24 protein-coding genes are annotated in these 26,269 nt (G+C 34.4%); 1 reads left to right on the top strand and 23 read right to left on the bottom strand.

Features of this window, described 5'->3' with window-relative positions:
* Positions 1-25 precede the first annotated feature (25 nt).
* The 5 genes from ACFQZE_RS07420 to ACFQZE_RS07400 form a co-directional block, all read right to left on the bottom strand.
* Positions 26-3,856 carry a Smc domain-containing protein gene (locus ACFQZE_RS07420; RefSeq protein ID WP_379355203.1) on the bottom strand — a complete coding sequence of 1,277 codons (3,831 nt, stop codon included), beginning with the start codon at positions 3,854-3,856 and terminating at the stop codon, positions 26-28.
* Between the two features lie 213 nt (positions 3,857-4,069).
* Positions 4,070-5,023, bottom strand: coding sequence for a homing endonuclease associated repeat-containing protein (locus ACFQZE_RS07415; RefSeq protein ID WP_379355201.1), 954 nt, complete (start codon positions 5,021-5,023; stop codon positions 4,070-4,072).
* Positions 5,024-5,109: 86 nt separating this feature from the next.
* Positions 5,110-6,795 (bottom strand): phage tail tape measure protein, encoded by a 1,686-nt coding sequence (locus ACFQZE_RS07410; protein ID WP_379355199.1) that lies wholly within the window; start codon positions 6,793-6,795, stop codon positions 5,110-5,112.
* 69 nt (positions 6,796-6,864) lie between these two features.
* Positions 6,865-7,476, bottom strand: a complete 612-nt coding sequence (locus ACFQZE_RS07405; protein ID WP_379355197.1) for a transporter substrate-binding domain-containing protein — start codon at positions 7,474-7,476, stop codon at positions 6,865-6,867.
* A gap of 84 nt (positions 7,477-7,560) precedes the next feature.
* On the bottom strand, positions 7,561-7,983 hold the full coding sequence (locus tag ACFQZE_RS07400; protein ID WP_379355195.1) for a hypothetical protein: 423 nt from the start codon (positions 7,981-7,983) through the stop codon (positions 7,561-7,563).
* Positions 7,984-8,207: 224 nt separating this feature from the next.
* On the opposite strand from ACFQZE_RS07400, the gene ACFQZE_RS07395 reads away from it, so the two are divergent.
* On the top strand, positions 8,208-8,732 hold the full coding sequence (locus ACFQZE_RS07395; protein ID WP_379355193.1) for a helix-turn-helix domain-containing protein: 525 nt from the start codon (positions 8,208-8,210) through the stop codon (positions 8,730-8,732).
* 32 nt (positions 8,733-8,764) lie between these two features.
* Here ACFQZE_RS07395 and ACFQZE_RS07390 read toward each other — a convergent pair whose 3' ends face one another.
* The 18 genes from ACFQZE_RS07390 to ACFQZE_RS07305 all read right to left on the bottom strand — a co-directional run bounded on the left by ACFQZE_RS07390 (position 8,765) and on the right by ACFQZE_RS07305 (position 26,251).
* Positions 8,765-9,973: an acyltransferase family protein gene (locus ACFQZE_RS07390; RefSeq protein WP_379355191.1), complete on the bottom strand. Its 1,209-nt coding sequence runs from the start codon at positions 9,971-9,973 to the stop codon at positions 8,765-8,767.
* A gap of 114 nt (positions 9,974-10,087) precedes the next feature.
* Positions 10,088-13,492: a fibronectin type III domain-containing protein gene (locus ACFQZE_RS07385; RefSeq protein WP_379355189.1), complete on the bottom strand. Its 3,405-nt coding sequence runs from the start codon at positions 13,490-13,492 to the stop codon at positions 10,088-10,090.
* An 18-nt stretch (positions 13,493-13,510) separates the two neighbouring features.
* Entirely contained in the window at positions 13,511-13,843 is a 333-nt protein-coding gene (locus tag ACFQZE_RS07380) for a hypothetical protein (RefSeq protein WP_379355187.1), read from the bottom strand.
* Complete coding sequence (locus ACFQZE_RS07375) at positions 13,843-14,949, bottom strand: hypothetical protein (protein ID WP_379355185.1); 1,107 nt, start codon at positions 14,947-14,949, stop codon at positions 13,843-13,845. The genes ACFQZE_RS07380 and ACFQZE_RS07375 overlap by 1 nt, the downstream gene beginning before the upstream one ends.
* A gap of 21 nt (positions 14,950-14,970) precedes the next feature.
* A complete protein-coding gene (locus ACFQZE_RS07370) occupies positions 14,971-15,468 on the bottom strand; it encodes a hypothetical protein (RefSeq protein WP_379355183.1) in 498 nt (165 codons plus the stop codon).
* Between the two features lie 49 nt (positions 15,469-15,517).
* A complete protein-coding gene (locus ACFQZE_RS07365; protein ID WP_379355181.1) occupies positions 15,518-16,627 on the bottom strand; it encodes a hypothetical protein in 1,110 nt (369 codons plus the stop codon).
* A 20-nt stretch (positions 16,628-16,647) separates the two neighbouring features.
* Positions 16,648-17,658 (bottom strand): tyrosine-type recombinase/integrase, encoded by a 1,011-nt coding sequence (locus ACFQZE_RS07360; protein WP_379355546.1) that lies wholly within the window; start codon positions 17,656-17,658, stop codon positions 16,648-16,650.
* A gap of 25 nt (positions 17,659-17,683) precedes the next feature.
* Positions 17,684-18,118 carry a hypothetical protein gene (locus ACFQZE_RS07355; protein ID WP_379355179.1) on the bottom strand — a complete coding sequence of 145 codons (435 nt, stop codon included), beginning with the start codon at positions 18,116-18,118 and terminating at the stop codon, positions 17,684-17,686.
* Positions 18,099-18,662 (bottom strand): hypothetical protein, encoded by a 564-nt coding sequence (locus ACFQZE_RS07350; protein ID WP_379355177.1) that lies wholly within the window; start codon positions 18,660-18,662, stop codon positions 18,099-18,101. Before ACFQZE_RS07350 ends, ACFQZE_RS07355 begins: the two co-directional genes overlap by 20 nt.
* Positions 18,663-18,857: 195 nt before the next feature.
* Positions 18,858-19,655, bottom strand: coding sequence for a hypothetical protein (locus tag ACFQZE_RS07345; protein ID WP_379355175.1), 798 nt, complete (start codon positions 19,653-19,655; stop codon positions 18,858-18,860).
* Positions 19,656-19,672: 17 nt separating this feature from the next.
* Positions 19,673-20,419 carry a hypothetical protein gene (locus ACFQZE_RS07340; RefSeq protein WP_379355173.1) on the bottom strand — a complete coding sequence of 249 codons (747 nt, stop codon included), beginning with the start codon at positions 20,417-20,419 and terminating at the stop codon, positions 19,673-19,675.
* Positions 20,420-20,428: 9 nt separating this feature from the next.
* The gene (locus tag ACFQZE_RS07335; RefSeq protein ID WP_379355171.1) at positions 20,429-20,908 is read right to left on the bottom strand and encodes a hypothetical protein; all 480 of its coding nucleotides are present in this window, start codon (positions 20,906-20,908) and stop codon (positions 20,429-20,431) included.
* Positions 20,909-20,956: 48 nt separating this feature from the next.
* Positions 20,957-21,934, bottom strand: a complete 978-nt coding sequence (locus ACFQZE_RS07330) for a hypothetical protein (protein WP_379355169.1) — start codon at positions 21,932-21,934, stop codon at positions 20,957-20,959.
* Positions 21,935-22,393 (bottom strand): hypothetical protein, encoded by a 459-nt coding sequence (locus tag ACFQZE_RS07325; RefSeq protein WP_379355167.1) that lies wholly within the window; start codon positions 22,391-22,393, stop codon positions 21,935-21,937. It abuts the gene before it with no gap.
* Between the two features lie 15 nt (positions 22,394-22,408).
* A complete protein-coding gene (locus ACFQZE_RS07320) occupies positions 22,409-22,924 on the bottom strand; it encodes a hypothetical protein (protein WP_379355165.1) in 516 nt (171 codons plus the stop codon).
* 64 nt (positions 22,925-22,988) lie between these two features.
* Positions 22,989-23,981 (bottom strand): hypothetical protein, encoded by a 993-nt coding sequence (locus ACFQZE_RS07315; RefSeq protein ID WP_379355163.1) that lies wholly within the window; start codon positions 23,979-23,981, stop codon positions 22,989-22,991.
* Between the two features lie 36 nt (positions 23,982-24,017).
* The gene (locus tag ACFQZE_RS07310) at positions 24,018-24,557 is read right to left on the bottom strand and encodes a hypothetical protein (RefSeq protein WP_379355161.1); all 540 of its coding nucleotides are present in this window, start codon (positions 24,555-24,557) and stop codon (positions 24,018-24,020) included.
* A gap of 20 nt (positions 24,558-24,577) precedes the next feature.
* Positions 24,578-26,251 carry a hypothetical protein gene (locus ACFQZE_RS07305; protein WP_379355159.1) on the bottom strand — a complete coding sequence of 558 codons (1,674 nt, stop codon included), beginning with the start codon at positions 26,249-26,251 and terminating at the stop codon, positions 24,578-24,580.
* Positions 26,252-26,269 lie beyond the last annotated feature (18 nt).

Here is a 26,269-nt window from a genome sequence, read left to right as displayed (position 1 = left end):
CAATAGACTTTCCCCTTTTTCATAATTATCTTCTTCGATTGTGATTCTCAAGTGTCTTAACAAATAAATCTGCATCAGACTGAGTAGCCTTTCCACTTAGATTGAAAGTTAAATACTGATTGTTAATGACACTGGCTCCAGCAACCTGTGGTTGTTTTATGATGTTAGAAAAGTCTAGTGTCTTAATTTTACCAATCATGCTTTGTGTCCACTCATGTACTTTCAAGATATCTTTAGTTTGAACTTTATTCATGATTAGTTCTTCTTCATGAAGAATCCCAACTTTCCCATTCGCACCCCACTTAGGAGTCATTCCACCAGACTTGGCAGAAAACATAGGATACTGAGAAGCACTAAGTTCTGGAAAGCTGCCATCACGGAAATTATGTTGTTTACGCAATTCATCGTTACGTTTTTTTAGTGCTTGGAATTCTTTGTTTGAAGGTGTTTTTATTGCTTCGGCTTTCTTTTTGTTGTTCAAGTATTCTTTCCATGCAGCAATTGTTGCAGAATCATATTGGCCTGTGGAAGAATCACTTGGTTGAGTACCCAAGACTGTATCAATAGATTTTCCAACCTCAGTAAATTGATCAGTCATATTCATCTTGTTAATGAGATTCAAATCAATTGAAGCACCAATCGCATCCATGTAAGATTGGATGTTTAAAGAGAACTTTTCTAAAGTGGATCGCATCTTTTCAACATTACCTTCAAGTAATGATTGCTTTAGACCACTATAGTATTGATCTGCATTTAATTCTGCTTGCCATTTTTCTTCCACTTTATCTTTTGCTGCTTGTATTTCTTTTTGTTTGCTATCTAAAAGATCATCATAATTATCACTTCGCTTCTTTCGATTATGATCAAGTTCTAAATCAGCAATTTCCTCAAGTTTCTTTTGAAGTTCTTTATTTAGATCTTCGCGTTTTGACTGAGCTTCAAACGAATTATCAAGCATCAACTTATCAATTTCAGCACGAAGTTCTAATTCTTCTTTTTGCAGCTTTTGCCGATCTTTTTGAAAATCCTCTTCCTCAAATTGTTGTGAAAGTAGCTTCTTTCGTTCATTGATATAGTTCTCATAAGCATCAAGTTGCTTATCTAATGAATCTGATTCTAGGTCTGCTTGTTGCTTATAATAGTCCTCAAGAACTTTCATTGCTTCTTTTGCTGCATCTTTTACTGAGTTTTGCCACTCAATGCTGTATTCATTTTGAGTGATGATGACTTCTTCCAAAAGAGATTTCTGAGCTTTAATAAACTCGTTCAATTCTTTAATTTGCTTGGCTGTTAAGTCGCCTTGCTTTAGTCTTTTTTCAGCCCATGCAATGTCTTTGAGAATCAGCTCTTGCTTATCACTAAGCAACTGAATTTGTTTCTTTGTCTCATCATTGTATTCCTTAGAACCTTCTGCAAATAGACTTTGGATTCTCTTTGACTTTTCAATCTTTTCATCAAATTTCTCAATTGCATCAGAAAGAGATTCAAGGTGCTCTTGTGTTCTTTCAAGTTTAATTTCTTCAATTTGCTTAATTAGTTCAGCTTGAGATGGTAGTAACTCTTCGATTGCATCTTTGTTCTCATTAATTGCTTGAGAGTATTTTTGGTATTGATTAAAAAGCTCTTGCAACTTGTCTTGCTCTGATCCCTTGGTTAGAGAGTTGTACAAGTCAATATACTTCTTAGTTGCTTCACCATTCTTGTCTAGCCACAAAGACATATCATAATTTGAAGTATCATCTAAAGTAGTCATCGCAGTTTTCAAATCATTGTTTGCTTTATTTAACTTGTTTATTTCAGAAGTTTGACCTGCAATTAAATCATTTGTATTTTTTAAGCGAACAGAGAATGCGTCTTCAGATGAAATACTTTCTTTTAGAATTTCATTGCGCTTTTGTTGAGCTTCAGCATCAGCATTAATAGCATTAATCTGGGCATCAGTAGCATCTAAAGTCTTAGGTTCATCTTTAGGTGGCTTCTCTTCTTTTGGAGGTGGAGGAGGAGTGCCTGTAGAAAAATCAATTTTGGAGATGACATTAATTGAATTAATCTCATCCATGATTTTCTTATACTCATTAAACTTCTGTTCAAGATACTGAGCTTCAGCTATTGAATTTGCATTAGACAAGTACTTGGCCTTATCGAGTTTTTCTAATGCTTCAACTTCACCACTATATATGGAAAGTTTAGACTTTAACAGTTTGGCTGACTCTTCTAGTTCTTTTTTCTTTTGATTGAGGCTGTTTGTAAACTCGATGTTTTTTGCTTTGGCTAGAAGTTCAACACCTTCTTTATTGAGTGCCAATTGTCCATTTTCTAAGACAAGATGCTGTTGAAGTTCAGGATACTTTTGAATCAACGAAAGTATTGTATCAAGACTTAGTTTTTCACCTTTGTTAAGTGTGTTGTAAGCATCATAGAGTGAGTAGACTTCGTTGATGGTTTCGCTAATAACTTCAGCAAAAGTTTGCTCTGCTGATGTTGCCTCATCAATTGAATCTGACATTGATTCTGTAGCACTGCTTGCTTTAAGTTGATTATTGGCTAATGCCTGAATAGCACTTTCTGCAACACTTGCACTAATACCAGTTTCTTCTAGACTGGCTTGTAGCTGTTTCCAATCTTGACTACCCTCAGCAACTTTCTGGTTGAGATTGTCCATTGCATCAATTTGCTTCTGATCCATTTTAAGAAGTTCAGCAATACTAACACTTGAACCTGCTGATCCCAATTGACTTCTAAGTTCTGCAATTTTGAATGCCTGTTCTTCAACTGATTTATTGACTTTATCATAAGCACTTTTTTGTTCATCAGAGTTTTTGATTGATTTCAATACTTCTGATTCTTTTTCAGCTAAACCAACTATGTATTTGCGATCCTCATTGGTAAGAGAATCATTTGCATACTTTAAGCGTAGACTTGCTTCAACATTTTTATTAATACTTTCTGCAATGGCTTGATAACTTTGTTCAACTTTATAGTTTTGATCTTCAATATCAAGGGAAAGGTTATCTTCTGTTCCCTGTCCAGCTAGGGTTAATGGACTTTGAGCAAGTCTGAGTTGATATTCAAGATCACTTAATGCTTCTTTTTGTTTTTCTATGTTTGCTAATACGTTATCCCTATTCTTATCAATGTCACGTTTTCTAATCTCATCTTGAATGCGTTGTAGTTTTTCGAGATGCTTTATTTCAATCTCAATGTTCTGTGCGCTACGCAGGTGGGCTTGACCCTGTTCATCAATGTGAAGGGTTAGTGATGGCATCGATTCGTTTAATTGATTTTGGATGGATAGGAATTCTTTGTTTTCTTCTGCTGTTAGACCTGTTTGAGTCGATAATTCTGTGTATCTGGAGAGTAGTTTCCTAATTTCTGTTTCATTGGTTCTAAGTGAAGCGATACTTTTTTCTTGAGCTTCACGATTTTTGTTTACTGCTTCTGTGTGTTTTGCCCAATCTGAAATTAATGTATCTAATACTAATCCGATTGCAACAAAAGCACCGCCTACGACAGAAGCAACTGCAAGACCTCGCATAGCTAGTTTTGCTCTTGTAGCAGATATACCTAGTGCATCAAATCCTCTACCTAGTGTGAGAACTGAGATTGTGGTTGCCGCAAAGTTTTTACTGAGTAGAGCTGCTGTTAATCCTATAATGCCAAGAACAGGGGGGAGGAGGCCAAAGTTATCAACCGTGAAGGTGAGGATTCCACCTAGAGTGGTGAGTGAGTTTGTGATTGCGATTATTGAGTCGCCAATTACGGCTTCTTCCATTGTTAAAGCAAATTGTTGCCAAGCTACCTTCATCTTGTTGATTTTGGCTTCGTAAGAGTCCATATAGGCTTGATTCTCACGCATCGCGGAGCCTTCGGAGTTGATGGCTTTTGCGGTAGCGTCGTGGGCGATGTTTCGGTTATTTACAAGTGCAAGAAACCTTGACAGTTGATAGCGCAATCTGTTACTTTCATCTATTTTTTATAGATTACTGACTATCCAAGTACGGATAGCGGAGAGGGTGCTTCCAAGAGTGTCTTTACACTCGACCCTCTCTCTCATACTTTCGTATGATGCTCAGACTGTTTCTTTCACTCTCATGAGTGAATTGGCGTACAGTCGTTCGGGATTTTGTTTTGTGAGAGGTTTAAGTTTAATATCTAAATTGCGTAGATCGCCTCTAAGCAATTGAATTAGAGGTATGTTGTTATCTTTACATACTTGAATTTTTATATCCATTTTCTTTTTGTAATACGGTTTCTCTGGCATGCCAAAGTATTCTATAATGATGCCAGAATCTAAGTACCAGTCACATCTTTTAAACTTTACTTTTTCATCAGAAACAATTTGATTATAAGGATATTCTTTTGTATATTTTATATTATTAGAAATTAGATATTCTGTGACTGACAGTTCTGCTTTAGACAAACATAGATCACCATTGCTAGCGTAATGCCAAGATTTTTTGCCGAACAATCTCAGGCAATTAATATCAAGGCCTGCCTCTCTACAAGCAATAGAATAATTTCCAAAGTACCGAACATAAGTTGATAAAGATGGGATACTGGGATTGGAACGAATGTCATCTCCTGATGGTGTTCTTCCAATTTCCTTTGAGTATTCAACTAGAAACTTAAGTAAATCAACTTCACAATATTCTTTTCGAGCATTTATTTTTATAAGGTTAAGCTTTTTCGCTTGATCTTGTATCGCTGATGTGCTTCTGTTTGGTAGATATAGTTTTTTTAATTCATTATTTAATAACTTATGATAGTATTTCTTCATAATTTCGTTTTCTGCTTCTGACCATTTTTTTCTTGATTGTAGTCCTAATTTATTTGCCTTACTCATAATAGATGAGTAAGTTCTACTTGATAAGAAATTTTCTCTTAATTTAGTAATTGTCATATGCTCATAATTTTCTTGAAGTGTCTTTAATTCTTCTTCAGTCCAATCACCTTTACGAATCTTTCTATGGTTAGTGTTTCTAATTTTTAACTCCTTGTCTCTCTCACAAGACAATCTTTCCACGGTGTTACCCTCGACTTTACGTTAGGGCTTTCGCCGTTATAGCCAATTTTTCACTACTATGTCACCATAATAGGGGGCCGTTATTGTTAACCCGCTAAAGCAACTGCTGTATTTTGTTTTGTTTCTTCATTAACATCTTTGAATGCAATAGCCACTTCATCTAAAATTTGAGTTGCTGTTTTCAATTCTCCATTAGAGTGATGAATATTGATACCAATATTAGAAAGAGCATCTATTGCAGGCTGCATTGTTGTTAATCGTGAATAAATGGTTTTCAAGGAGTTGCCCGCAACTGAGCCACTTTCTCTTTGAATTTGCATAATGGTAGTGGCATCACCTATCAGCTCTTCCATGCTAACGCCAAAAGTCTTCGCAGCCGAAGCACTTTTTTGAAGTGACACCGCCAAATTCTGGGAAGTTACTGCAAAGTTGTTATCGACATTATTAATTGCGTCAACAATTCCCAGACTCTTATCTGCCTCAATATTAAAAACAACCATAGCTGCTGTAATAGCATCCATAGCTTCTCCAGCTTTAAGATCTGATATATTTTGGGCAAGTGTTGCTGTTTTTGTTAAATCAAGAATCTGTTGTTCATTAAAGCCCTGTCTCGCAAACCCCGTTAATGATTCATTTACCTCAGTAATTGACCTTCCGAGTTCATTTGCAAGATCAATACTACCCTGTAAGAGATTATCAAAATTAGTTCCCTCATCCATTACCCTTTTCAGCTCAACTAGCTGTTTATTCACTGTCAATATCGTGTCAATGGCAGCCTGTAAGCCATGTAGAGGGGCATAAAGGCTCGTCATTGCTCCAGCCCAAAGTAAAGTCTTAGTTATAGCTGTTGAAAATCCATGGTTAAGTTTATCTATATGCGAACCAGATGTATTTGCACTTGCAATTATATTTTTTAATTCTATATCTAGATCTGCCAAGGATTGCTTATAGTTTTTTACATTGTTAAGGTCAGAAGTGTCAATGAATTTAATTGATTTTAATTTTTCTATTGATCTTTCTAATTTTTCACCAGTTTCATTATCGGCTCCGAATCTTCTAATCAAATCATTAATTTTGGCCTGTTTGTTTGCAATAGATTGTTGAAATTCAATATCTTTTTTTTTATTTTGTTGTAGTGCAAGAAAGTGATCTCTCTGTAGTTTCTCTTCTTCTTTATTATATTTTTCTTGAAGCTTAATTTCATCTTCACGTTGCTTTTTGAAATTCTCAACAACACTTTGCCTTACTAGTGTCTCCTTGTCAGGTTGAAGTCTTGTAGTTGTTGTTTCATACCCATCAGTTTCTTTTATAGTGTATCCAGTAACTCTACCAGATTTATTCTTGTCGATTTTAATTGAATCCAAATTAGCAGTATTCATTTCTTCAATTTCATCAGTCAGTTTTCGGGCTGCAAGAGTCTCATCTTGAATTGCTTTTTTATTTGCATCATGTACAGTTTTCGTTTTTTGAACTATCTCGCCATTCTTTAGAACGGTTTCAGTGACAGTTTTTACTGTCCCATCTAATTCTCGATACACATTTTGTGTTTCAATAACTGCTTTAGACTGTTCATCTGCAATCTTTTTCATTTTTGATACACTTGCAATGAACTTGTTGATTGATTGCGTAAATTTGTTGTCTATATCAAGCTTCAGCTTTATTTTCTGGAGGGATGGGTGTTTTTCAAGATTCTTGACACTTTCATTAATCTCTTTTATTGATTTCCCCACATTAATTCCAGCACGTATCAATATTCTTAAATCTTCAGACATTATCTCACTCCTTTTTTAGGCAACAAAAAAGAGAGCGGATATAATCCACTCTCTTAAATCACATTTCAATTATAAAATTGACATTGAATTATCATCAGGAAAATGTTTTCTGTAAATTTCAAAATACACTCCATTTTCTTTTATAGTGTTAATCCCGTCATTAAGTATGTTTAATACTTCAGTGTCACCCTTTGCTACAACAAATGAATGATGGCCTTTGTAGTCAAAGGAACTAAAATTAATTATTACATACAAATATGAATAGCTAAACTCAAAGTTGCTTTGTAAATCACTTTCAAAGTTAAAACCAAAAGCTGTATCAGAATCTCTACGTTCTACTGAGGTTAAAACATCATTATCAGATGAATATGTATTAAATGAGCATTTAGAATTTGTTGCTTCACATATTGCTACTGCAATATCATATTGAAGCTGATTAATCTTATCAATTCTAGTTTGTGTATCTTTATTAGAGTTCACTTCTTTTGATTTTAGATAAGATATTCGCAATTCTTTGCTGGAAACTTGTGCTTCACTTGAGGAAGCAGGCTCTTTACTTGTATTAGTTGAATTAACGACTTCTTTTTTTGAAATACTGTTAGTGTTACTACTATTACATGAAATTAGTATTGGTAATGCCAACATCAAAACAAAGATTTTGACTAAAGAGAATCTTGACATACATTCACGCTCCATTGGATTGGTAAATTTTATTATACCATCAATATGTTAGTGAATGCAGACTAAATTATTTAATCAAATGATTTAGTAATACTCAATCCTCGCCATCGGGTATTTCATATGTAAATCCCACAATTCCCTAAAGTTCATCTCACCAAGTACTTTCTCTAACTCCCAAACTGATCTCTCTCCACCAACTTGGCAAAAATACGTTTCTAAAAAGTCACCTACATCTAATCCCAATAGATCACTTGCTGGTTCATATTCATTCAACCTTTGTACAACTTTCCATTCCCTCAGTTTCCAATTCGCTTCAGCAATATTGTCAGGGTCTCCACTCCAAATCTGAAACCACATTCGCAAGTCTTCATCAGTCTGAATCAGAAAAACAGCATCTTCATATTCCTGTGTTGTGGTATCATGAAAGTAGTTTATGTATTCAAGTAGGTCTTGTTTTGAGTTTGTCATGTTGTCAGATAATGAAAAAATAGATGTACTAAGTTTCATCGCACTTATCTCCTTTATTGTTAGAAGTAAATGAATTATAATGATGTTAGTGGTTATTTAAACATACTCACAAAATTAAGTTTCACTAACTTATGTTAGAGTACTATCATTTGAAAGTTTTGTCAATAATAATGTTAGTGAAAACTGACAACAATGTTAGTGAATTCTTATTGATTTTTTTTCAATATTTTATATTATTGATTTACAAGTAAGTATGATGGGAAGTGAATGATATAGATACAATTGGTACTCGTATTAATAATCTGAGACAAGAAGCTGGATTGACAATGGATGAACTAGCAAAAAGAATATTGTTACCAGTTAAAAACTCTAATGAACTTAAACCAACTACATCTGCGACCATTTCCAATATAGAAAATGGGCGAAATAATCCAAGTGCTGATATCACTATTGCTCTTTCTAACTTCTTCAATGTATCAACAGACTGGATACTTAAGGGTATTGAATTTAATCAATCTAATCGAAATGCTGATTCTTATCTTTCGACTTCTCATATAGTCAAAGAAGATACAGCTCCTTACAAACCTATTCCAGAAAAAATAATAACTAGAGAAGAATACAATAAAATTATTGAATTAGCAGAAGAAATAGCTCAAAACAAAGAACAAATGAAATCTATGGCTGAAGACTTCAGTAAAAAGTTTGAACTCTTCAAGGAAACAGAAGTCAGATTAAATGAAACTAAAAATGTAATACTTAATAACATCAAAACAAAAGCCTCCGACTAAATGTCAGGGGCTTTTGCTATGTCATTATTAAACTATTTCTTCAACCTCGATAAACTCATTACATCAACATTCGCGCCATGAGGAATAGGATTACTTCTCTGTTTAGGTTTACTGAAGCTTAAAATCTTCCCAAGTCTCATCGACGGAACTTCGATTAAATGATACATGATTGCTGAAACAATAAGCGTCACAGGTACCGACATCAAAAGTATGACTGGAACACTGAACATTCCATTCAATACATACAACATCGTCAGCATCATGATTAGATGATACAAATAAATACTGTACGATATCTTACCAATATAATGAACTGGATTGAATAAGAGTACTCTTTTCATCACTACTGAATTCATACTAACAACAATAAATATACTTCCACCAATAGCAATACTCCAATCATTAAAGATGAACATATGAAGTAATGAGTTATCAGGCAGAATCAGCCAATTATACATGTACAAGACCAAACCAACTACCACTAAAGTAAACTTTACAATTAAATTCAATCGCATATAGATTTCTTTAATTGATTCTCTGTACTTTGCAAGGATCGACCCAAGTGTAAAGAAAGCAAGATAATGAGGAGTAAGTATATAAGATGAATAACCACCAGAAAATTTAGTTATGTCATAGTTAAAGACTTTAAGACCAACAACATAGGCCACGAAGAATGTGATTGGAATCAAGATAACTACTGCAATGCGTCTGATTAAATTGAATTTGAACATCAATAACAAAACAAGTGGAAAAATAATTGATATCCTCATCTCATGCACTAATGACCACAAAACAGGATTAAATTGCATGGAATCGATTTCTTGTAATAGTATGAGTTGCTTGACAATCTCCACTGTATTTAATGAATTAGTCCAGATACTATTTCCCCATTCACTAATTCCATTTAACCCTTGAGGATTCAATGTGCTGATCAGTATAAGTACAATTGCCATTGAAACTGCTGCTGGAATCAGTATTCTGAATACTCTTCTTACTAAATAATTTACATAACCCAAAGGGCTAATTCGATTATTTTGAAATGGTAAGGAGAGTACAAATCCACTTAAAATAAAGAACAAAATTACTGACTCATGACCCAACCAAAAGAAATGCAAGGGTGTATTGTTAAACCTTTCAAGAAAGAATGAAGGGATTAGTATTGCTATGTGAGAAAAGACTACTGACAGTGCAGCTAATCCTCTTACTGAATCCAGTTCATCAATTCTGACTTTTGATGACATTATAATCCCCCTATAGTCTTTATAAAGAACAAAAATGTTCGATATAAAGACTATAAACTAAAAGGAGGAATTTGGCAATCTGCTTTACGTTTCAATATGTGAAAACAACATATTTTAGATTAATGTATTGCTTGTGTCTCGAACTTGGTAGCTTGCTCCTAAATGTTGCACTCCTTTTGTATAAGTAACATTCTTTAGAATATTCCTTGCAAAATGTGAGTCAGCACTTGTATTTAGTGCAAGATTTCTGTTTCCGCCTTTACCGTTAAAATAGTTATTGTAAATGCGGAAGTTTGCAACTCTTTCCCAAACATGAAGATTTGAAAAGTTGAATACATTGTCATACAAAGCTATACTATTTCCACCACTAATAATTACACCGCTTGGAGAGTTAAAAGTATTTCCTCTACAAACATCTCCGACAGAAAGTTCCCAACCATCTTCCCAGTCAATATCACAAGAAGGCATACGCTTACCATTTCGTGCAAAGGTATTATCTTCAATGATCCATTCTGTTCCACCTGTAATTGCAATTCCACAACTGTTATTGTCTTCAATTGTGCAATTACGAATAAAACAACCTGTCGGCATCTTATATGATCTAAGCATAGCTACAGCATTAAAATCCGAATCTTGCGAAATAGGCAAGCTTTCTTGATAAATCACAATTTTAGCATAATGTGCTCCTACGGGTTTTGAATATCTATAATATTGTAGTCTGTGTTTGTGAGCAACAATAAAATTATAGTTTTGATCATACCAGTAAATACTATACAATCTCGATCTAAGATGAGTATAAGCAAAGTAACCTTGAGTGTAACCAAGTAGATAATTATCACTTAGGCCGGAGACATTGAGAAAAGTTTTATTTCTGAAGCAGTATGTCAAAACAGAATCATCTGTTGCACCTGTGCTATCGTTTAATTGACCTGCTTCCCAATTATCTTTACTAGGGTGTCTTCCCGGTTGATCAGCTCCCCTTGTATTGTGTCCAACAATGTTAAATCCGGGAGATTTGCTTATTGTACAGTTTTCCAGCCCAGATTTGTAAGCATTGTCAAAATAAACACTAATGCAGGTTTCATGAGCATCTGAAACATTAACTACAGAATCTCTTTCCCCATAAAGGTGCATGTTTAAAATCTTTGTGTAGGACACATTTTCTAATTTAAACATAGTATATCCTTTTGGACTCAAGTTGTTTTGGGCAATGTTTAATGTAGAATCACTAAAATCAATTATTAGATTAGTTGGAGGATAAATTGTTCTTGCTTCTGGTGTGATGAGATATGCGCCTTTTGGGAAAACAACTTTTCTAAATCCATTACTTGAAGCGTGATTCAATGCATTTTGTATACCATTTGTGGTGTTTTTAGCGTCTGAGTTATTAGTACTAATGCCAAAGTAAATTGCGTCAACATGGAAAATCTCCGAAGGTTGAATTGTAGTTATGGAAGGAGATACAACATTAACAGTAAAGCTTTTTGAAAAAGTTTTGGTTCCATCATAAACTGTAATCGTGGAAGCACCCTCAGAAATCCCTTTTAATACGCCAAAATTGACAGTACATACAGATGGGTTCGATGATTCCCAAATAACGATATTGTCATTGAATACATCGAATGGAAGCGTAGTAGCCATTGCTGGATAACTTTGACCAACTTCTAGGGTTTCAGTAGTTTTATTCAAAGAGATGCCATTAACTGTTCTCGCTGATGTTGGCGCTGTATCTGCTATATTTCCAACAGTAACAGGAACATAGTTCTGAAAAGACTGACCATTTATTGTGGAAGTAACAAGAACTTCGGTTTGTCCATTATTGATGCCAGTAAGTAAACCGTTTGAATCCACAGTTACATACCCTTGATTGCCACTTGCAAATGTATTACTTAACATACTTGTAAACCTTGCAGGCGTTGCCGATACTGCGAGAAGTTGATTCTCTCCTGACTTCAACAATACACTACTTGGAACCACTTTAACCTCTTTGAGAGGCTCTAGTTGTTTCAAGTTATTGTATCGAGTCAAAGCATCAGCGTTGCTTACCACCTTGTTAAAAATAGAGAAAGACTTGACCAAAGTAGGAGTGGTATTTGCACCTAAATGATTACGTCTAATGAAGAGTGATCCATTTGCAAGTACATTTGCATAACGCAAAAAGTCAGTTGGTTTGTTTTTCCCTAGGCTTGGTCTGCCATTTACAAGCATGTCAAATTCACCATTAGGGTAGAAGCGAACTGTAATCATGTTTAACTCGTTAGTTCCATTTAAGGTATCAGGAATTGTTCTGTTTCCTTCAGGATTAACATACCAGTACTGACCAGTAGAATACGTCTTTTCAGTTGTATTGTCAGTTGCTATGTATCTACTAAAAGTATTGCTAGATGTGCCACCAATGTAATTCTTAAAGTTCCCAGACTCATTTCTAAAAATGACACCATTCACTTCATAAGCAACAAATTCGAAGGTCAATCCCTTCTGATTCATATCAACTTTCTCCAAAAAGGTTGCTGTATTTGTTGGGATGGCAACATAATCTGATGCTGCTAAAGTTAGTCCAATATTATCAAGATAACCATCTGTAGCTCCATCATGAGATACATTATGTAATGTACAAGCAAGATTACCAACTGTATCATAAACAATATTTGAGTTTGTGCTTTTCTTGTTACTGAAATCCACATTAAATATTAATCCATCAGTAATAGGAGTTTCTGCTTTAACTGTTTTTGTTGTAATTGTTGTTGCATAAGAAGTTCCTGTCACATTTTTTGAAGCAACAGAGAAATTGTATGTGGTATCAGGTGTTAAGTTTGTGAATGTAAACGAAGTTTCAGTAGTTGTTGTGATAAGGCTATTATTAGAATAAATTTCATATTCAGTTGCATTGTTAGAACTTGTCCAGCTCAATACAACATTTGTTTCTGTGACATTAGAAGCAAACAAATTAGTAATTGGACTGGGCATTGGAATCTGAACTTGCAATGTAGTTGCTGTTATATTAGATCCAACAGTAGTAAAAAACTGATTTTTTGCTTTAACTAATACTGTATAAGAAGTATTAGGTTGTAGATTAGAGAAGCTATATTGGCTAACAGTAACTTCTGTTTGAGTGCCATTAATCTCAACTATATAACTATTTACATTGGCTGAATCAGACCAATTTAAATCAAAAGAGGTTTGAGAAATATTTGAAACTTGAACTCCTGTCACTTCACTTGGTGAAAGATAATCAGATATCTTTTGGTTAATCAAGGCCTGAATCTTACTTGAAGATAGTGTAGAAGTTGTGCTTTCTAAGTGTTGATCATTAATTAATGATAATTCTTCTGGAATGTATTTTTGCCAGTGATCAGTTGCTTCCAAGGAATTTCCTATGTTGTTATCTGTGAGAGATATAAAATATCCTTCAGGGGTTGTGACAGTATCGCCTCGATAGTAGATTGTTGTTAAGTTAAACTCCCCACGTTGAACTTTATTAGTTTCAATATATCCCTCAAAATACTGTCTATTATACAATTTACCTAATCCTTTCTCTCACAAGCCTTTAATAGTGATAAATCCAATAAAAACGGTAGATGTATTTTCAGCTACATCTGTAATTTTGCATAAATGATAGTACTTCCCACTTAAAGGAAGTGTGTCAATACTCTTTAAGTGAATTGTTAAAATGCCTTTTGAGCCTAAAGTAATTCCTTCCGATCTAGTCTTTTGAATTACATAATTATTGTTCTTGAGGGATGACCGTACTTCCCAAATTATTTGTGCTCCATTTAAATCAATTAAGTTTCCATCTTTATCTTTAATTTCTGCTTCTATATACTTTGTATCACCTGAAATTATTTCAAAGTTTTGATTTTCAAAACACATTAAACTTCGCCTCTCAATCTAATTTTTAAATCGGAAAGCCCATTTAGTTTGATTTGCGAATCAAGTTTTCCTGCAAGCTTCACTTTTCCAATTATAATCAGGCTATCATCAATAAAGATTATTCTTAATGGTGAGCTAGATGAATCGAATGAAACTATATAAGTCATTAAATCAGATTTCAGATGGCTAACATCAAAAATGGATTGTAGAAGAGGAGATGCTAAAGAATTAGAATCATGTATAGACTGTAAGATATCAGCTAAATTCTGTTCTTCTGCAAAAATCTGTTGCATCATTGAATTATTAACTAAACTTGAATCATAAATGAACTGCATTAAAGGTGATGTGTTTGAATCAATTGAGACTATATTTTGCATTGTGTCAACTACACTAGATGCTCGATTAAACATTTTTTGAAGTAGGTTAGAATCTACTTTTGATATCTCAAATAAACATTGTTTAGTTTCGAATGCAATTGAGCTATTATCATACATTCTCTGAAGTGTTGAATTTGCAATCGAACCTGTATTACTAATAGTTTGTTTCAAAGAGTGATTAGTAGACTTTGCATCGTATAATACTTGTTTCATTGAATGAGTAACAGAGCCAGCAACTCCACTGCTACCATCTTGCAACCATGTTCCACCAATAAGTGTCGCATGTCTTCCATTGCCTGATTGATCCTGAATATTACCAAGAGTCATATCATAATGAGCAACTAGTGTTGTATTGTTGTATAGTTTTATATTATATATGTCCCCAGAAATAAAGGAATTTGCAGTTGCTGTATTGTTGCAAAATACATTCCCATCATCTGTTCCAAGTGTAAATGTGTGTTCTATAGTCACTCTTGTATCATTTGGAATGAAGGCTGTTCCATTACTAACATTATTTCCATTTATCTTCACTGAACCACTACCAATAGAGTCTGTACCATTAGTTTGTTGAATAATGTATGTGAATGATATTCCAGAACGGAAATCCCATAAAACACGAATAGCATCTGCTCTTCTTCTGATTTTTACATCTGCAACAATTTTATTGATTGTTAAAGAGGGAAGTTTAATATAATCAGTAGTACCATTTAAACGGAGATAATAAGGCATAGTCGATCTTCCAATCTAAAATTATAGTGCAAACTCCGTAAAATTTGTTGTCAACTTAATGTCTGTTTTATTTTGAGATTCAACCACACTTGGAGTTGTAACTCTTATCCAAAATGGCTTTGCTACATTCCAATCATTAATATTTGCAATGGTTAGTGGCGCTCCAACAGATAGGAATGTTCCTGCTGAACCTGAGCTATCGGGGGCAAGCTGCACATAAGTTGATTCATCTGTACCTATTGAATCAGTTGGATCGATACTTATTCCTTCATAACGTTTTGCTGATTGATCATTAAATAGCCATAACTGTAGTGTTGTGACTTGACCAGTTTTTTGATGTTGAGTTGTAATTGGATTGTAGGCTGGATTTGGGTTATATAAAGTCATATCAGGACTAGAAGGGTAATTGAGGATTTCATGATAATCAACTTGAGCACCATCTGACTTTCTAAGGAAAGGTTTTTCGTTTAATGATGAAATATCAGTTAATGCCAAGTTTTTAGAAATTCTAAGAGCCATTACAATGCACTCCTTTCTTTTTTATATTGCAGCTTATAAAATGGATGTTTCATGGAGTTATAAGAAGATTACCTAAAATGTCATCAATCTTACTCATCTTCCAATAGGGTATTTCGATTAAACTAATACTGTTGAGCTGACAATAATTCCTTTTGATTTGATCGTTCTCTTGTTGTTTTAAAAAGTATGCTTTATTTTTTTCTAAGTCACTAGACCATCCGAACTCATCAGAATAATGTTGCTTACCTTGGAATTCGATCAGACACAATAGATTTGATTTTTCTCTGTCTGAGAATACTGCAAAATCAAAAGGTAGTGGTTTTTTGTTCCTACATTGAGTAAGTCTGTACTGCCCAATGAAAGAAATATTGTTATCTTTGAGAAATTGAGTTATTATATCTTCTCCATGAGAGTTTGATTTGCATCTGCACCCCATATGCCCATCCAATAGGTGAGCTGCCTTTGACGAAAAATGAGCATCACAATCTCTACAATAGATCTCGACTTTTCCATTGGTTTTTGTATACTTACTTTTTAAAATATACTTGTCACCAAATACATTAAATAACTCTGCCTCAAAAGTCTCTTGTGGTTTTGTTTGTTTTTGAATCATATTCTCTCTACCACAAAACCTGCAACCTTTTCCATTGATGAAATTTCCCCAAGTTAGGGACTGTTCACCTTTATCGGTATGCTTGTTGCATACATAAGTCAGAGGGATATCATTTGCTTGATAAGTTTCTGAGATTAAAAAATACCCTCTTTGTAAAAATGCCTCTCTGACATCTTCAATGGAGTTTCGTTTCTTATCGCTTCTGATCAAAATTCCACAATCAGGACAATATTGGCCATTCTTTACCTCATTCCATGATTTTAAGAATTTTCCATGAATACTGCATTGGAATTCGTGTTTGCTAGTGGCTGTAACAAATATATCTGATACTACTTTTACGGATGGGCAGCGAGTAGATAAATACAACTTTATGTTTTCTACTGTGAAGGGATTATTTCGGAAGAATTTTGCTGGAGATGAGTTTCTTCTATTAATGACTCTCATATTTTCAATGGTCAGTGAATAAAGATATCCTTCCAAGTCCCTGTATTTGTTTTCAATATCATTCATTTTCAGTAGACCTAATTTAGTATGTAAATCATGCAATAGAATACACCTCCTTGTTCCTATCCAAATATTTTATTTTTCTCTTCTGCAAAATCTCTTAAATCGTAATGAGAGATTGTGGTAGCGATATTTTCGTGATGGGCTATATACTTTGAGACTATTTCAATCGGAACTTTCTTTACTTCCAAGAGATAAGTTATACATGAGGCTTTAAATAGATGAGGATTAATACGTCTACCTAAAATATCAGAAAGGACATTTGAACAAAAATCATCTGCCCAAGAAGGGGACATTGGTTGAACTGAGCCATTATATTTAATTGTAAAGATATGATCATTTTCATATCCTCTTTTTTCAGTCCAAATTCTCATATAATGAAGTGCATCCTGATTCACCATGTAAGCCTCTTGTTTTCCTTGTTCAGATCGTCCTTTTAGACGAATTATATGGCTCATGATATAATTTTGATCTTCAGGAATCGGATAGCTGAGTATTTCGGTTCGAAGTTGAGGTATCTCAGATCGACGTGCCCCAATATTGAAAGCTGTTGCCACCCACGCCATACCCAAATAGTTTTCGTCCTCTTCAAGTGTTTGCATCGTTAAGTCATATTCATCTTTTGTGATTTTTACTTTGTTGTAGACCTTGTTCTTTGGAATTGCTGGAAGGCCTCTTGTGAAATTCCTGAACATTTTAAATGTTTCATCGTCATCTGCAACGACATTTTCTATGTAATTATTTAGGCTTGATACAGCAGCCTTTTTCAATGCTAGAGCACTGGAGGACATGCCTCGATTAGACAAATAACTAATATATCTAAGGAAATCTCGCTTAGAAATCTTCTCAAGTGGTTTGTCATTTAATGCAATATGTACCCACCAGAAGAATTGACCTAGAGCTGAACGATATTGAGAGATAGATTGTTTGGATAGGGAACCAGAGCTAATCTCCAAGTACTCGTTCATTAATAACAAATGCTCAGATCGAATCTCCTTTAACATCTTATCAGTTACCTCTGGAAGCTTCAGTGCCCTGTCGCGTAACATATTCATATTTATTGATTTACTAATTTTCTTCACTTCCCACTATTCCTATTTATTTTACATCAAGCCCTCGTCTACTAAGCCCATTTCTCATTACTTCATTTAGAACACCAGTCTGCTGAAGCTCTTGTCTTGTATTTTCTGTAAAAGGACGTGGAACACCATTATAAAGGAAGTCATAAGTGTATCCCTGCCCACTTTCAACAATTTCAGCGACTTCACGATCACCATCAAAACGAATATTCTCAACATAGAGGGTGTTGTCATCAACCAGACCCACTTCAATACTGTCTTCATCAATCAAACCACCATTATATCCCTTACGTTCATACAGCACAGGATCATAAACATCATAAACGTCAGATTGAATATGCTGTTGCATTTTTTCAACTGTCTTCTTAGCAACTTCTTGTTTTAATACAGATTGTGCTTGTTGATCTAAGTAAGTAAACATGCTCTTTAAATCACTAAACTCTCTCTTCGCCAACTTCCTCACTCATTCCATCATTAAACATTGTTTTGAGTATCAATTCTTTATTTTCAAGATTCGAATTCAAAACATGCTCTTTTAACTTATTTTTCATTTCTGTACTCTCTTTAGATATCTGTTGAATTGCTTCAAATTTCTTCATCAGTCTATCCATAATTTTTGTGACTTCATTTTTATCAAATGACTCAGCTACCTTCTCAGCAATTTCACTGTTAAGAATTTGCTCAAAAATATCCAACTTCTCTTCAAATGATTCTGGGATGGACTTAACAAGTGTAGAAAAAAATAGAACAATAAACAACATCATATAATCTAGAGTTTGTTTTTCATTCATTTGCCCAATAGTAGCTTGATAATCATTTATGAATTTGGAAAAATTATCAAACATGATTTCAATACGGTTAGGGCTAAAATGTTTATATGTTTCTGTAAAACCAATTCCATCAATTGTTACTCGTTGAAGTTGCTCATATTTCTTGTTTTCATTGATGATATGTTGTAACCCTAGTTTGGTTTGATTGATTCTCTTTTGTCTTCCCAAAACACATCTCTCCCTAAATATTAATAAGCCAACTTTTCACAGAGTTAATGCAACCACTCTGAAAAATTGGCTTTCCTAAAACCTTTGTAAAATAAGACTTTTGAAAATTCAAATACCTAATAAAACTTTGATTTTATTAGAAATTAAAAAAAGAGGAACAAGAATTAATATTCTGTTCCTCTAGTTGTATTTTTATTAAGAAAGTAGTGTACCATCGTACAGTGTAATAGTGTACATATCATTGCTATTGCTTGGTTTCAATATTTCAATTGGCATAGTGTGTACCGATGGATCTCCGTCAGCAGCCATAGTCAGCGACCAGTTGTCCTCCATTTTCGCAGTTGGAATATTAATTTGAGCAAGATAATCTTTCTTATCGTATGGAGATTTAACAATCGCATCTAATACAAGGCCAAAAGAGCCAGCAAATTTATCAGAAGAAACTGTGATCGTCTTTGCTGTCTCATCAGTTTTAGTGTTATAGTAAACAATTACTTTCGAGCCAGCAGTGAGATCGCCAGCGAAGAAGGAAAGTACTTTTGCAGTTCTACTATACTGACCTGTTGCTAATGTAGTGGAAGTAAAGGTAAATTCTGTACCATGAGAACCATCAGGATTCTCTTTAAATACAGCAATAATTGCTCCAGTTCCATTTGAAGGTGTGAAGTTCAAAGTAGCTGAATTAGTGGAAACCGCTAGAACCTCACGTTGTTGGACTGTCTTTTCTCCAGTCCAAAGGGAATTACCTGTCATCATAGCTAGTGCAGAATTGTCGAATACAGCATTTTCAAGATTGACACGAGCCTCACGATTAGATGAGAAGCCAACAATTTTAGGATTGCCAGTACCACCCCGAGCATAAACAGTTTCAGCAGTATTTTCTAGACCGCTCGTTTTGAGATCTTGTAGCCAGAAATATGGTTTTCTTGTAACAACATCTACAAATGTTGCTTTTGGTACATCGCGAACTACCCATTGATTAGGTGCAGACATTCTATTAAACATCTCCTTTAATTCTTATCTATTATTTTTGTCCAATGAATTTTGTTGAAATTTATTTTTTTACTATCCACATTGCCAGAATAAATTCCAACAAGTGTATAGTGATAGTTTTCAATTACATCAAGTCGATGGAAACTATCATAAAGCTGATACAGTGAAAGTTGCCCAACATTAAAGTGATTGATGCTATTTGACTTACATGCTAATCCTGAAATGATGCTGTGAAGGTTAATTGTTGGTTTTGGTTTAGGTTTATTTTTTCTTCTTGCCAGCATTTCTTCAATAACTTTTCTTGTTTGTTCATCAGCAGGATTGTAATTTTCTTCTTCTTCATCTTGATGTTTCACTTGATTGGCAAGTCGAATCATTGCTTGAATGTATTCAATATTTTTACTTGTGATATATCGACCTTCAGTTATGTCTCCAAAATAAAAAAAGGCTTCATCTTCAGTGTGACCGAATTGAGCCTTCTCTTTAAACATTAACTCTATTGCTTTTAGAAACTTCTGCTCATAAGTGGGATCATGTACGCAAAGAGATAATATAATAGTGAATGTACTCACATCATCATCCTGAACCTTCTTTACTAAATTAGCCTTATCAACAAGAACACAAGAAAGTAATTCATTGTACTTTGAGTATCCTAATTCAATGATGTCCTTAACAAGAGGACTGTACAAATCACCAGTAGCGATAATCTCAATTGGTAGACCAGTCAGTAGTTTTAACTCAATATCATCCAATTCAATACTCATTTCATTCACCTAATTAAAGTCTACAGATCGATACATTAAATAAGCACCCATGTATTGATTGTTTATGATAAGTTCATCAAATTCGAAGAATTCTAATCCTCCTACACCAATACCTCTTTGACTATTGAAAAGCTCTTCAATTTTGTTGGTGATGTAGTCTATTCTTGTTACACCATAATCAGTTTTAAATAATTCCTTGTTCGTGAACACTTCCAAACGTAAGTGACCAACTTTGCAGGCAGGATTTTTTGTTGATTTCTTAAACTTTCTGCATGAAATTGTCAGGTATGTTGCTCTTTTTGTGCCAATTTCGGGAATGAATACATGAGGGAATATATTCTTATAAACAAGACTACTTGCATCGTCTAAGTCAGGTTGATCGAGAAAGTTTTCATGCTCGTAATTCAGAGCTTTGACTATTTCTTTCGATTCAAGCAGTCTTGAAATTACAGTGTTTTTATATTCGCTTATCTCGCTCAATTTACTCAAAGTATCACCTCACTTAGCGATGAAAGCATTCTTTTATTATGTTTCACTTTAATATAGGCCTTTAATTTTAATTTCTTTCACAACGAAAACTGTTGAATCATCAGCTAATGAAACTTTCAGTAAAACAGTCTTTCCAATAACTAATCCAGCATTAATAGTACACTGAGTTCCTGTTTGACTGGCTATTGTTCCATGCTCTGTTGCAGAAACACCGTCAACATCATACAATTGCCAAACTACAGTTTTATTTGTTACAGCAACACCATCAGCATAAACCACAACCGAATAGGTTTGATTCATGCCTTTCTTAATATTGTCTGAACCCACAATAGCTAAGGAATAGCCAATAGGTTCAGGTTCAACAGGGGGAGTGGATGGGGGGATGTAATCAGCAATTTCAAGCTCTAGATTATCTTTTGAGGGATCAATTTCAGATTCTTCTACAGTGATTAAAATCAAACCTTTAACTGAAATCATATCAAGCGCAGTAGTTTTCCAAGCTCTTGAATCAAAAATGAATCGCTTGCCTTTGATTATCTTTTTTGATTTTTCATCTGCTTTTATTAGAAGTGTTCTTCGTTCATTTCCAAGAACCATGATTCGTCCATCTTCAGTACCAAAGTTGGTAGCAGGGTCTGATTTAAAAGTGAAAGGATATGAGACAACTAGCTTATTTGAATCTTGCCAATTAAGGTTGCCATTACATCTACGAATAGTCCCACGATAATAAATATCAGACATATTATCTGTGAGAATATTGATCCAATTGTCATCTTGCCAATTGATTATGTCACCATTTTGAAGTCGATAGTCAAGGCTGATAGCTAATTTTTGGTCACGAACATTGCTGTCATCAATTAAATGTACACCATAATTATTAACAGAATCATTAATTAATACTTTGAAATAGGATGGGGACAAAGTGAATGAATCTTTAATTGTTTCCTTTTGGAAATTTAGAGTTGATTCTTGTTCATTTTCTCCATATCGTTCAAGTCGGAGTTTGTAATCGTCAAGATAACTCATTTAATCACCACTACTCAAACCACTAAAATCTGCTATGTTATAATATGTTCCCATTTTTCTATAGGAGTACTTCTTTTTGAGTGTGCTAATTTTCACTCTAAGTTTCGCTTGGTTTTCAGATAATGAGTCTAAATGATTTGCTTGAGAGGTGAATTGAAAATCCTTATTTGAAAAGCGTTGCTTAAACAAATTCAAGTTATAAATTTGACTATCCATCCATCTATCTATCATGAGATATGCTAAAATCTCTATCTCATCTACATTTAAAGTAGTATTAAAGATTTTTGAGACATCGTCTTTATCTCTAATATCGACTTTTGGATACTCAAATTCGATGATTGCAGAATTTAAAAGGTTTAGCAAATCATCTTCAAGCACATCTTGATTTAAATGCACATAGCTATAATCCGTAATTTTACTTAAATAAGAACTAAAGACTTTGGAGTAGGGGGTGCTCATAATCACACACTCTCCTTATCTAGTTTTTTTAGCAGTGCTTTTATCTTCTTTCTCTTTGGCTGCTTCTTTTTCTTCTTCTTTCTTTTCTTTGATGGCTGAATAAACATCGATACCAGTGTGTTCTTGAATTAGTTCCATTTTATCTGTGTCATTAATTTTTTGTTCAATAGCAACACTTGCAATCTTATCCTTAATACCTTCATTAGTGTTTTCTAGAATGGTCTGCAACTTATCTGCATCTTCTTCTTTTAATAGTTTTTGAACATCAGTTCCATCAAGCAAATGCTCGGGATCAGTAGGTAAGTTGAGTTCTTCTCGTATTGAGATATCTTTAATCAGCAGACATTCTAAAAGAAGCTTCTCACCACCGCGACTATTAATCAATTCTTTTAATTCACCCACTGTTACTTTCTTAACAGAGTTTGCTTTATCCCATTTTCTTTTACCTTTTCCTTCAGTTCTAAACGAGACTACACCACTTGTATTATTGTATACATCAACCAATGTAGCATCATTAATTTTTTTATTCATATTAAATTAATCTCTCCCTTTAGTGTTTTGGTAGGTTGGGGCAGTTTAGACTACCCCAATTTTTTTAAAGCGAAGTATTGCGATAAATGCTGTAGTAATTTGTGGAAAGTACTACAACACCAATTTTCTTATAGCTTTGGAATTCAATGGAAGAGTCGCTATTCTCAACTTCTTTAACAACCGACTGACCTTCAAGTGCAACTTTAACAATTTTCTCATCAGCAGTTCCACCTGTTGGAATAACAAAAGCATACTCTGGATCGAATACTTTAGTTTCATTAGAATCATCTTCAAAAGACTGTGGTAAAACAATTACATTTGCACCAGCAAAGCGACCTACATACCCTTGGTTACGGTAGTCTGCCTTATCAGCATCACCAATGAAATTAGGGGAAGCCATGATAGTCGCTGCGAATTCAGGTGTGGCAATAATATTGGCGTTACCACCATAGGCTTTGACAGTTGTAATTAGGCTTACCATTTCGTCAGCATCAAAACTTGCACCAGTGAATTTGTTTGCTGCTGGAAGGCTGGAGTAAGTGGAAATCAAAGCCACTCGAATTTCTTTGTAGATGGCAAGTTCAATACCATCAATAATCAGATCAATTAGTTCAGCCCATTCCATTTGTCCACTCAAGAAGTGCTCAAACTCAATATAAGCAGCGCCACCAATTGCATGTGTTTGAACATCAATAAAGTCTTGGTCAAGACGAACACGCTCATAAACTCCACCAAGACCTACTTTAGTAATGAAACGCTTAACATTCTTACGTCCCAATTTCTTGCGGAATCGAGGTTTGTCGCCTTGACCATATGTTTTAACTTCAGCAAATTGACCGATTGCTGCTTCGATTTTCTTAGGTGCTACTTCATCAACTACTTCTTGGATCAGTTCAAATAGTTCATATTTATTTTTGCGATAGGTGTTGAAGTCAGGAGCAAGTTCTCTTACTTTCTCACGTAGAGCGCCTTCCATATCAGTCAAAGAAAAGTTTAGAGCAGGGATTACTTCTTTTTTATAGACAGCAAGTGCCATTTGTTTTAGTGTTTGTTCCATAATATAAATATTCCTCCGATATTATAATTTAGTTTATTAAGCCTTAGCAACTACCCACTTAATTCCATTCTCACCATTTGGCAATACAACTGCTTCAACTGCTTTCAACTCTACTACTGCGGTAGGAGTGGTTGCTGCTTTAACATCGATGTAACCATTAGTGCCAGCAACTCCAAATACTGTTGTAGCATTGATTGCAGCTTTAATGGCAGCAAAATCTGCATAGACTGTATCATCATATTGGAAGGTATTGGTTTCAAAAACGTCCCCAACACTTAGAGTGTAAACACGAGGGTTAAAATCGCCAATTTTTACAGAAAAGTGTTTACGGCCTTTTTCGTTTTCATATATTTTTTCTACAGAACTATGCAAGCCCACCAATTGTGTAACCGCTGTGGCTTTTTTGATTTTCTTTGCAACATGGTCAATCACAAGAAGCATCCCATTTTCTGCTGGTGTGGTAACAAAGTCGGTACCATCCAATACATATTGTGTAAAATGTTGACCTGTCTTTACTGCTGCAACTTTATTGAGTTCACTAACGCCATATACAGACGTATTTTTCTTAATAGCCATTAATAATAGCCTCCTATAATTTATTGTTTTTGTTTTGATTTATATTGTTCTACAAATTCAGCCCACGCAGGAACATTGGAATTTGTAGACTTAATATTGTCATTCAATGCGAACATAAGATTCGACTCTTTGGTATCAGTGTTAGCGGAGAATTGAAGACCCTTTTTACCAACAAGAGCAAACAATTGTAATTCAAGTTCTTCAACAGTGAACTTATCAATTTGTTCTTTATATGGTTGAACATCTTCGTCATTAAGTTGAGTGAACTTTTCAATTACAGACAATTTTTCGTTTTTTTCTTTTTCAAGTTTGAAAGCTCTCAACGTTTCAACTTCTTGCTGCAATTGCTCAATGTTAGTCTCACTGAACTTTGTAAGTTTAGTCTGAATGGTTTCATTCACTTCTTTAAGAGTAGTGAATTCGGTTTGTAAATTACCAAGTTCAGTTTTACATGTTTCAATTTTTTCATTGAAATCGGTTTTTACTTTTTCAGTTTCAAATTCACTTCTCTCAAGGGACACGAATGAAGTTAATACTTCTTGTTCTCCTTCCATGTCTTGAGGAACGAATTTAATACGCTTTTTAGTTGTAAAATCAATTGTGATAAAATCGCCATTTACAGCGTAGTTGAGTCCAACTGGAGTGTACGAATTTTGTACATCTTCAGCGTAGACACGATTACTATCATGATCGATATAGTAAAAAGATCGAACAGAATCTCCCCATCTATCTGTGAATTTTTCACTAGAAAGCGTTTTGCGAATTTCTTGTTCCGTTTGTTGAGCAGTTAGTGTGAAGTTGCTAGGAGCATCTTCGCGCTCGTTATCTTCTTCGTTCTGTTTAAACTCAGATAATTCTTGTAGTTTTGTTTCTAACTCTTCAATAGAATAATTTTCAATATTTGCTTTTAATTCAGCAATATCTACTTCATTCAAAGTAGAGTACTTTGTGAACAATTCCAATTTCTCGTCCACATTGTCGCCTCCTTTATTTTCTACAACATCTTTTTCAGATAAAGCAGATGAATTATTTTCTTGATATTTAGCAAAATGAGCATTGAACTCAGTTAGCAATTCTGTAAACATGGTTGTTTGCGAAGTGTTTTTTGTGTATTGCTCAAGCAAACTTCCGACCATAGCAGGTGGAACATCCCTGCCTATTAAACATAGAGCTTCAAAAGCGAATTTTGAGAATTGAAATACCTTGTTCGAGTCAAATGACCCCTCTATAGATGGTGGATGCAACTCCATGGAATGATTAACAGTTCCATCTCTTTCGACGATTTCAATGCATTCTGGAAATTTTCTCCATAGAAGAACCTCAACTGTTAAGTAATCCCTTTCGACACCATTTGAATCTAGTTTAGTCTCGAATTGAGCGTTATTTGACTCAGGAACTAGACCATAAGGTCTTCCTATATATTCAATACGAACCCCGTTATCATCGATCACTAGTCGTTGCTCATGCCCTCGAAAGTCCAATTCATTCACATTATTGGCTTGAATAAACCCCACAATTGGAATATTAGCAAGGCTATGAACGGATGCTTCAATGACCGATTTTTCGAATGCAGATCTGTTAGGATTCAAGCCAGTATGCATTACCCATAATTTACCTTTAAGAAAGCGTGTATCCTCTATTTCATTATTCACTTCAAAGTGAACAGGGATACTAGAATTTACTTTTAACTCCAATCACGTCTCACCTCCTTT

The sequence above is a fragment of the Paenibacillus sp. GCM10027627 genome (assembly GCF_042675505.1).
Classification (GTDB): domain Bacteria; phylum Bacillota; class Bacilli; order Paenibacillales; family Paenibacillaceae; genus Pristimantibacillus.
The sequence above is the reverse complement of the archived record's forward strand: the minus strand, read 5'-3'. Positions and strand labels throughout refer to the sequence as shown.

Excerpts from the sequence above, each read along its gene's own strand:
- ACFQZE_RS07330 (WP_379355169.1), bottom strand. The coding sequence starts at position 21,934 with ATGAGTTATCTTGACGATTACAAACTCCGACTTGAACGATATGGAGAA.
- ACFQZE_RS07345 (WP_379355175.1), bottom strand. The coding sequence starts at position 19,655 with ATGTCTGCACCTAATCAATGGGTAGTTCGCGATGTACCAAAAGCAACA.
- ACFQZE_RS07340 (WP_379355173.1), bottom strand. The coding sequence starts at position 20,419 with ATGAGTATTGAATTGGATGATATTGAGTTAAAACTACTGACTGGTCTA.
- ACFQZE_RS07310 (WP_379355161.1), bottom strand. The coding sequence starts at position 24,557 with ATGGCTATTAAGAAAAATACGTCTGTATATGGCGTTAGTGAACTCAAT.
- ACFQZE_RS07390 (WP_379355191.1), bottom strand. The coding sequence starts at position 9,973 with ATGTCATCAAAAGTCAGAATTGATGAACTGGATTCAGTAAGAGGATTA.
- ACFQZE_RS07380 (WP_379355187.1), bottom strand. The coding sequence starts at position 13,843 with ATGTGTTTTGAAAATCAAAACTTTGAAATAATTTCAGGTGATACAAAG.
- ACFQZE_RS07400 (WP_379355195.1), bottom strand. The coding sequence starts at position 7,983 with ATGAAACTTAGTACATCTATTTTTTCATTATCTGACAACATGACAAAC.
- ACFQZE_RS07370 (WP_379355183.1), bottom strand. The coding sequence starts at position 15,468 with ATGGCTCTTAGAATTTCTAAAAACTTGGCATTAACTGATATTTCATCA.
- ACFQZE_RS07405 (WP_379355197.1), bottom strand. The coding sequence starts at position 7,476 with ATGTCAAGATTCTCTTTAGTCAAAATCTTTGTTTTGATGTTGGCATTA.
- ACFQZE_RS07320 (WP_379355165.1), bottom strand. The coding sequence starts at position 22,924 with ATGAATAAAAAAATTAATGATGCTACATTGGTTGATGTATACAATAAT.
- ACFQZE_RS07420 (WP_379355203.1), bottom strand. The coding sequence starts at position 3,856 with ATGCGTGAGAATCAAGCCTATATGGACTCTTACGAAGCCAAAATCAAC.
- ACFQZE_RS07325 (WP_379355167.1), bottom strand. The coding sequence starts at position 22,393 with ATGAGCACCCCCTACTCCAAAGTCTTTAGTTCTTATTTAAGTAAAATT.
- ACFQZE_RS07375 (WP_379355185.1), bottom strand. The coding sequence starts at position 14,949 with ATGCCTTATTATCTCCGTTTAAATGGTACTACTGATTATATTAAACTT.
- ACFQZE_RS07410 (WP_379355199.1), bottom strand. The coding sequence starts at position 6,795 with ATGTCTGAAGATTTAAGAATATTGATACGTGCTGGAATTAATGTGGGG.
- ACFQZE_RS07315 (WP_379355163.1), bottom strand. The coding sequence starts at position 23,981 with ATGGAACAAACACTAAAACAAATGGCACTTGCTGTCTATAAAAAAGAA.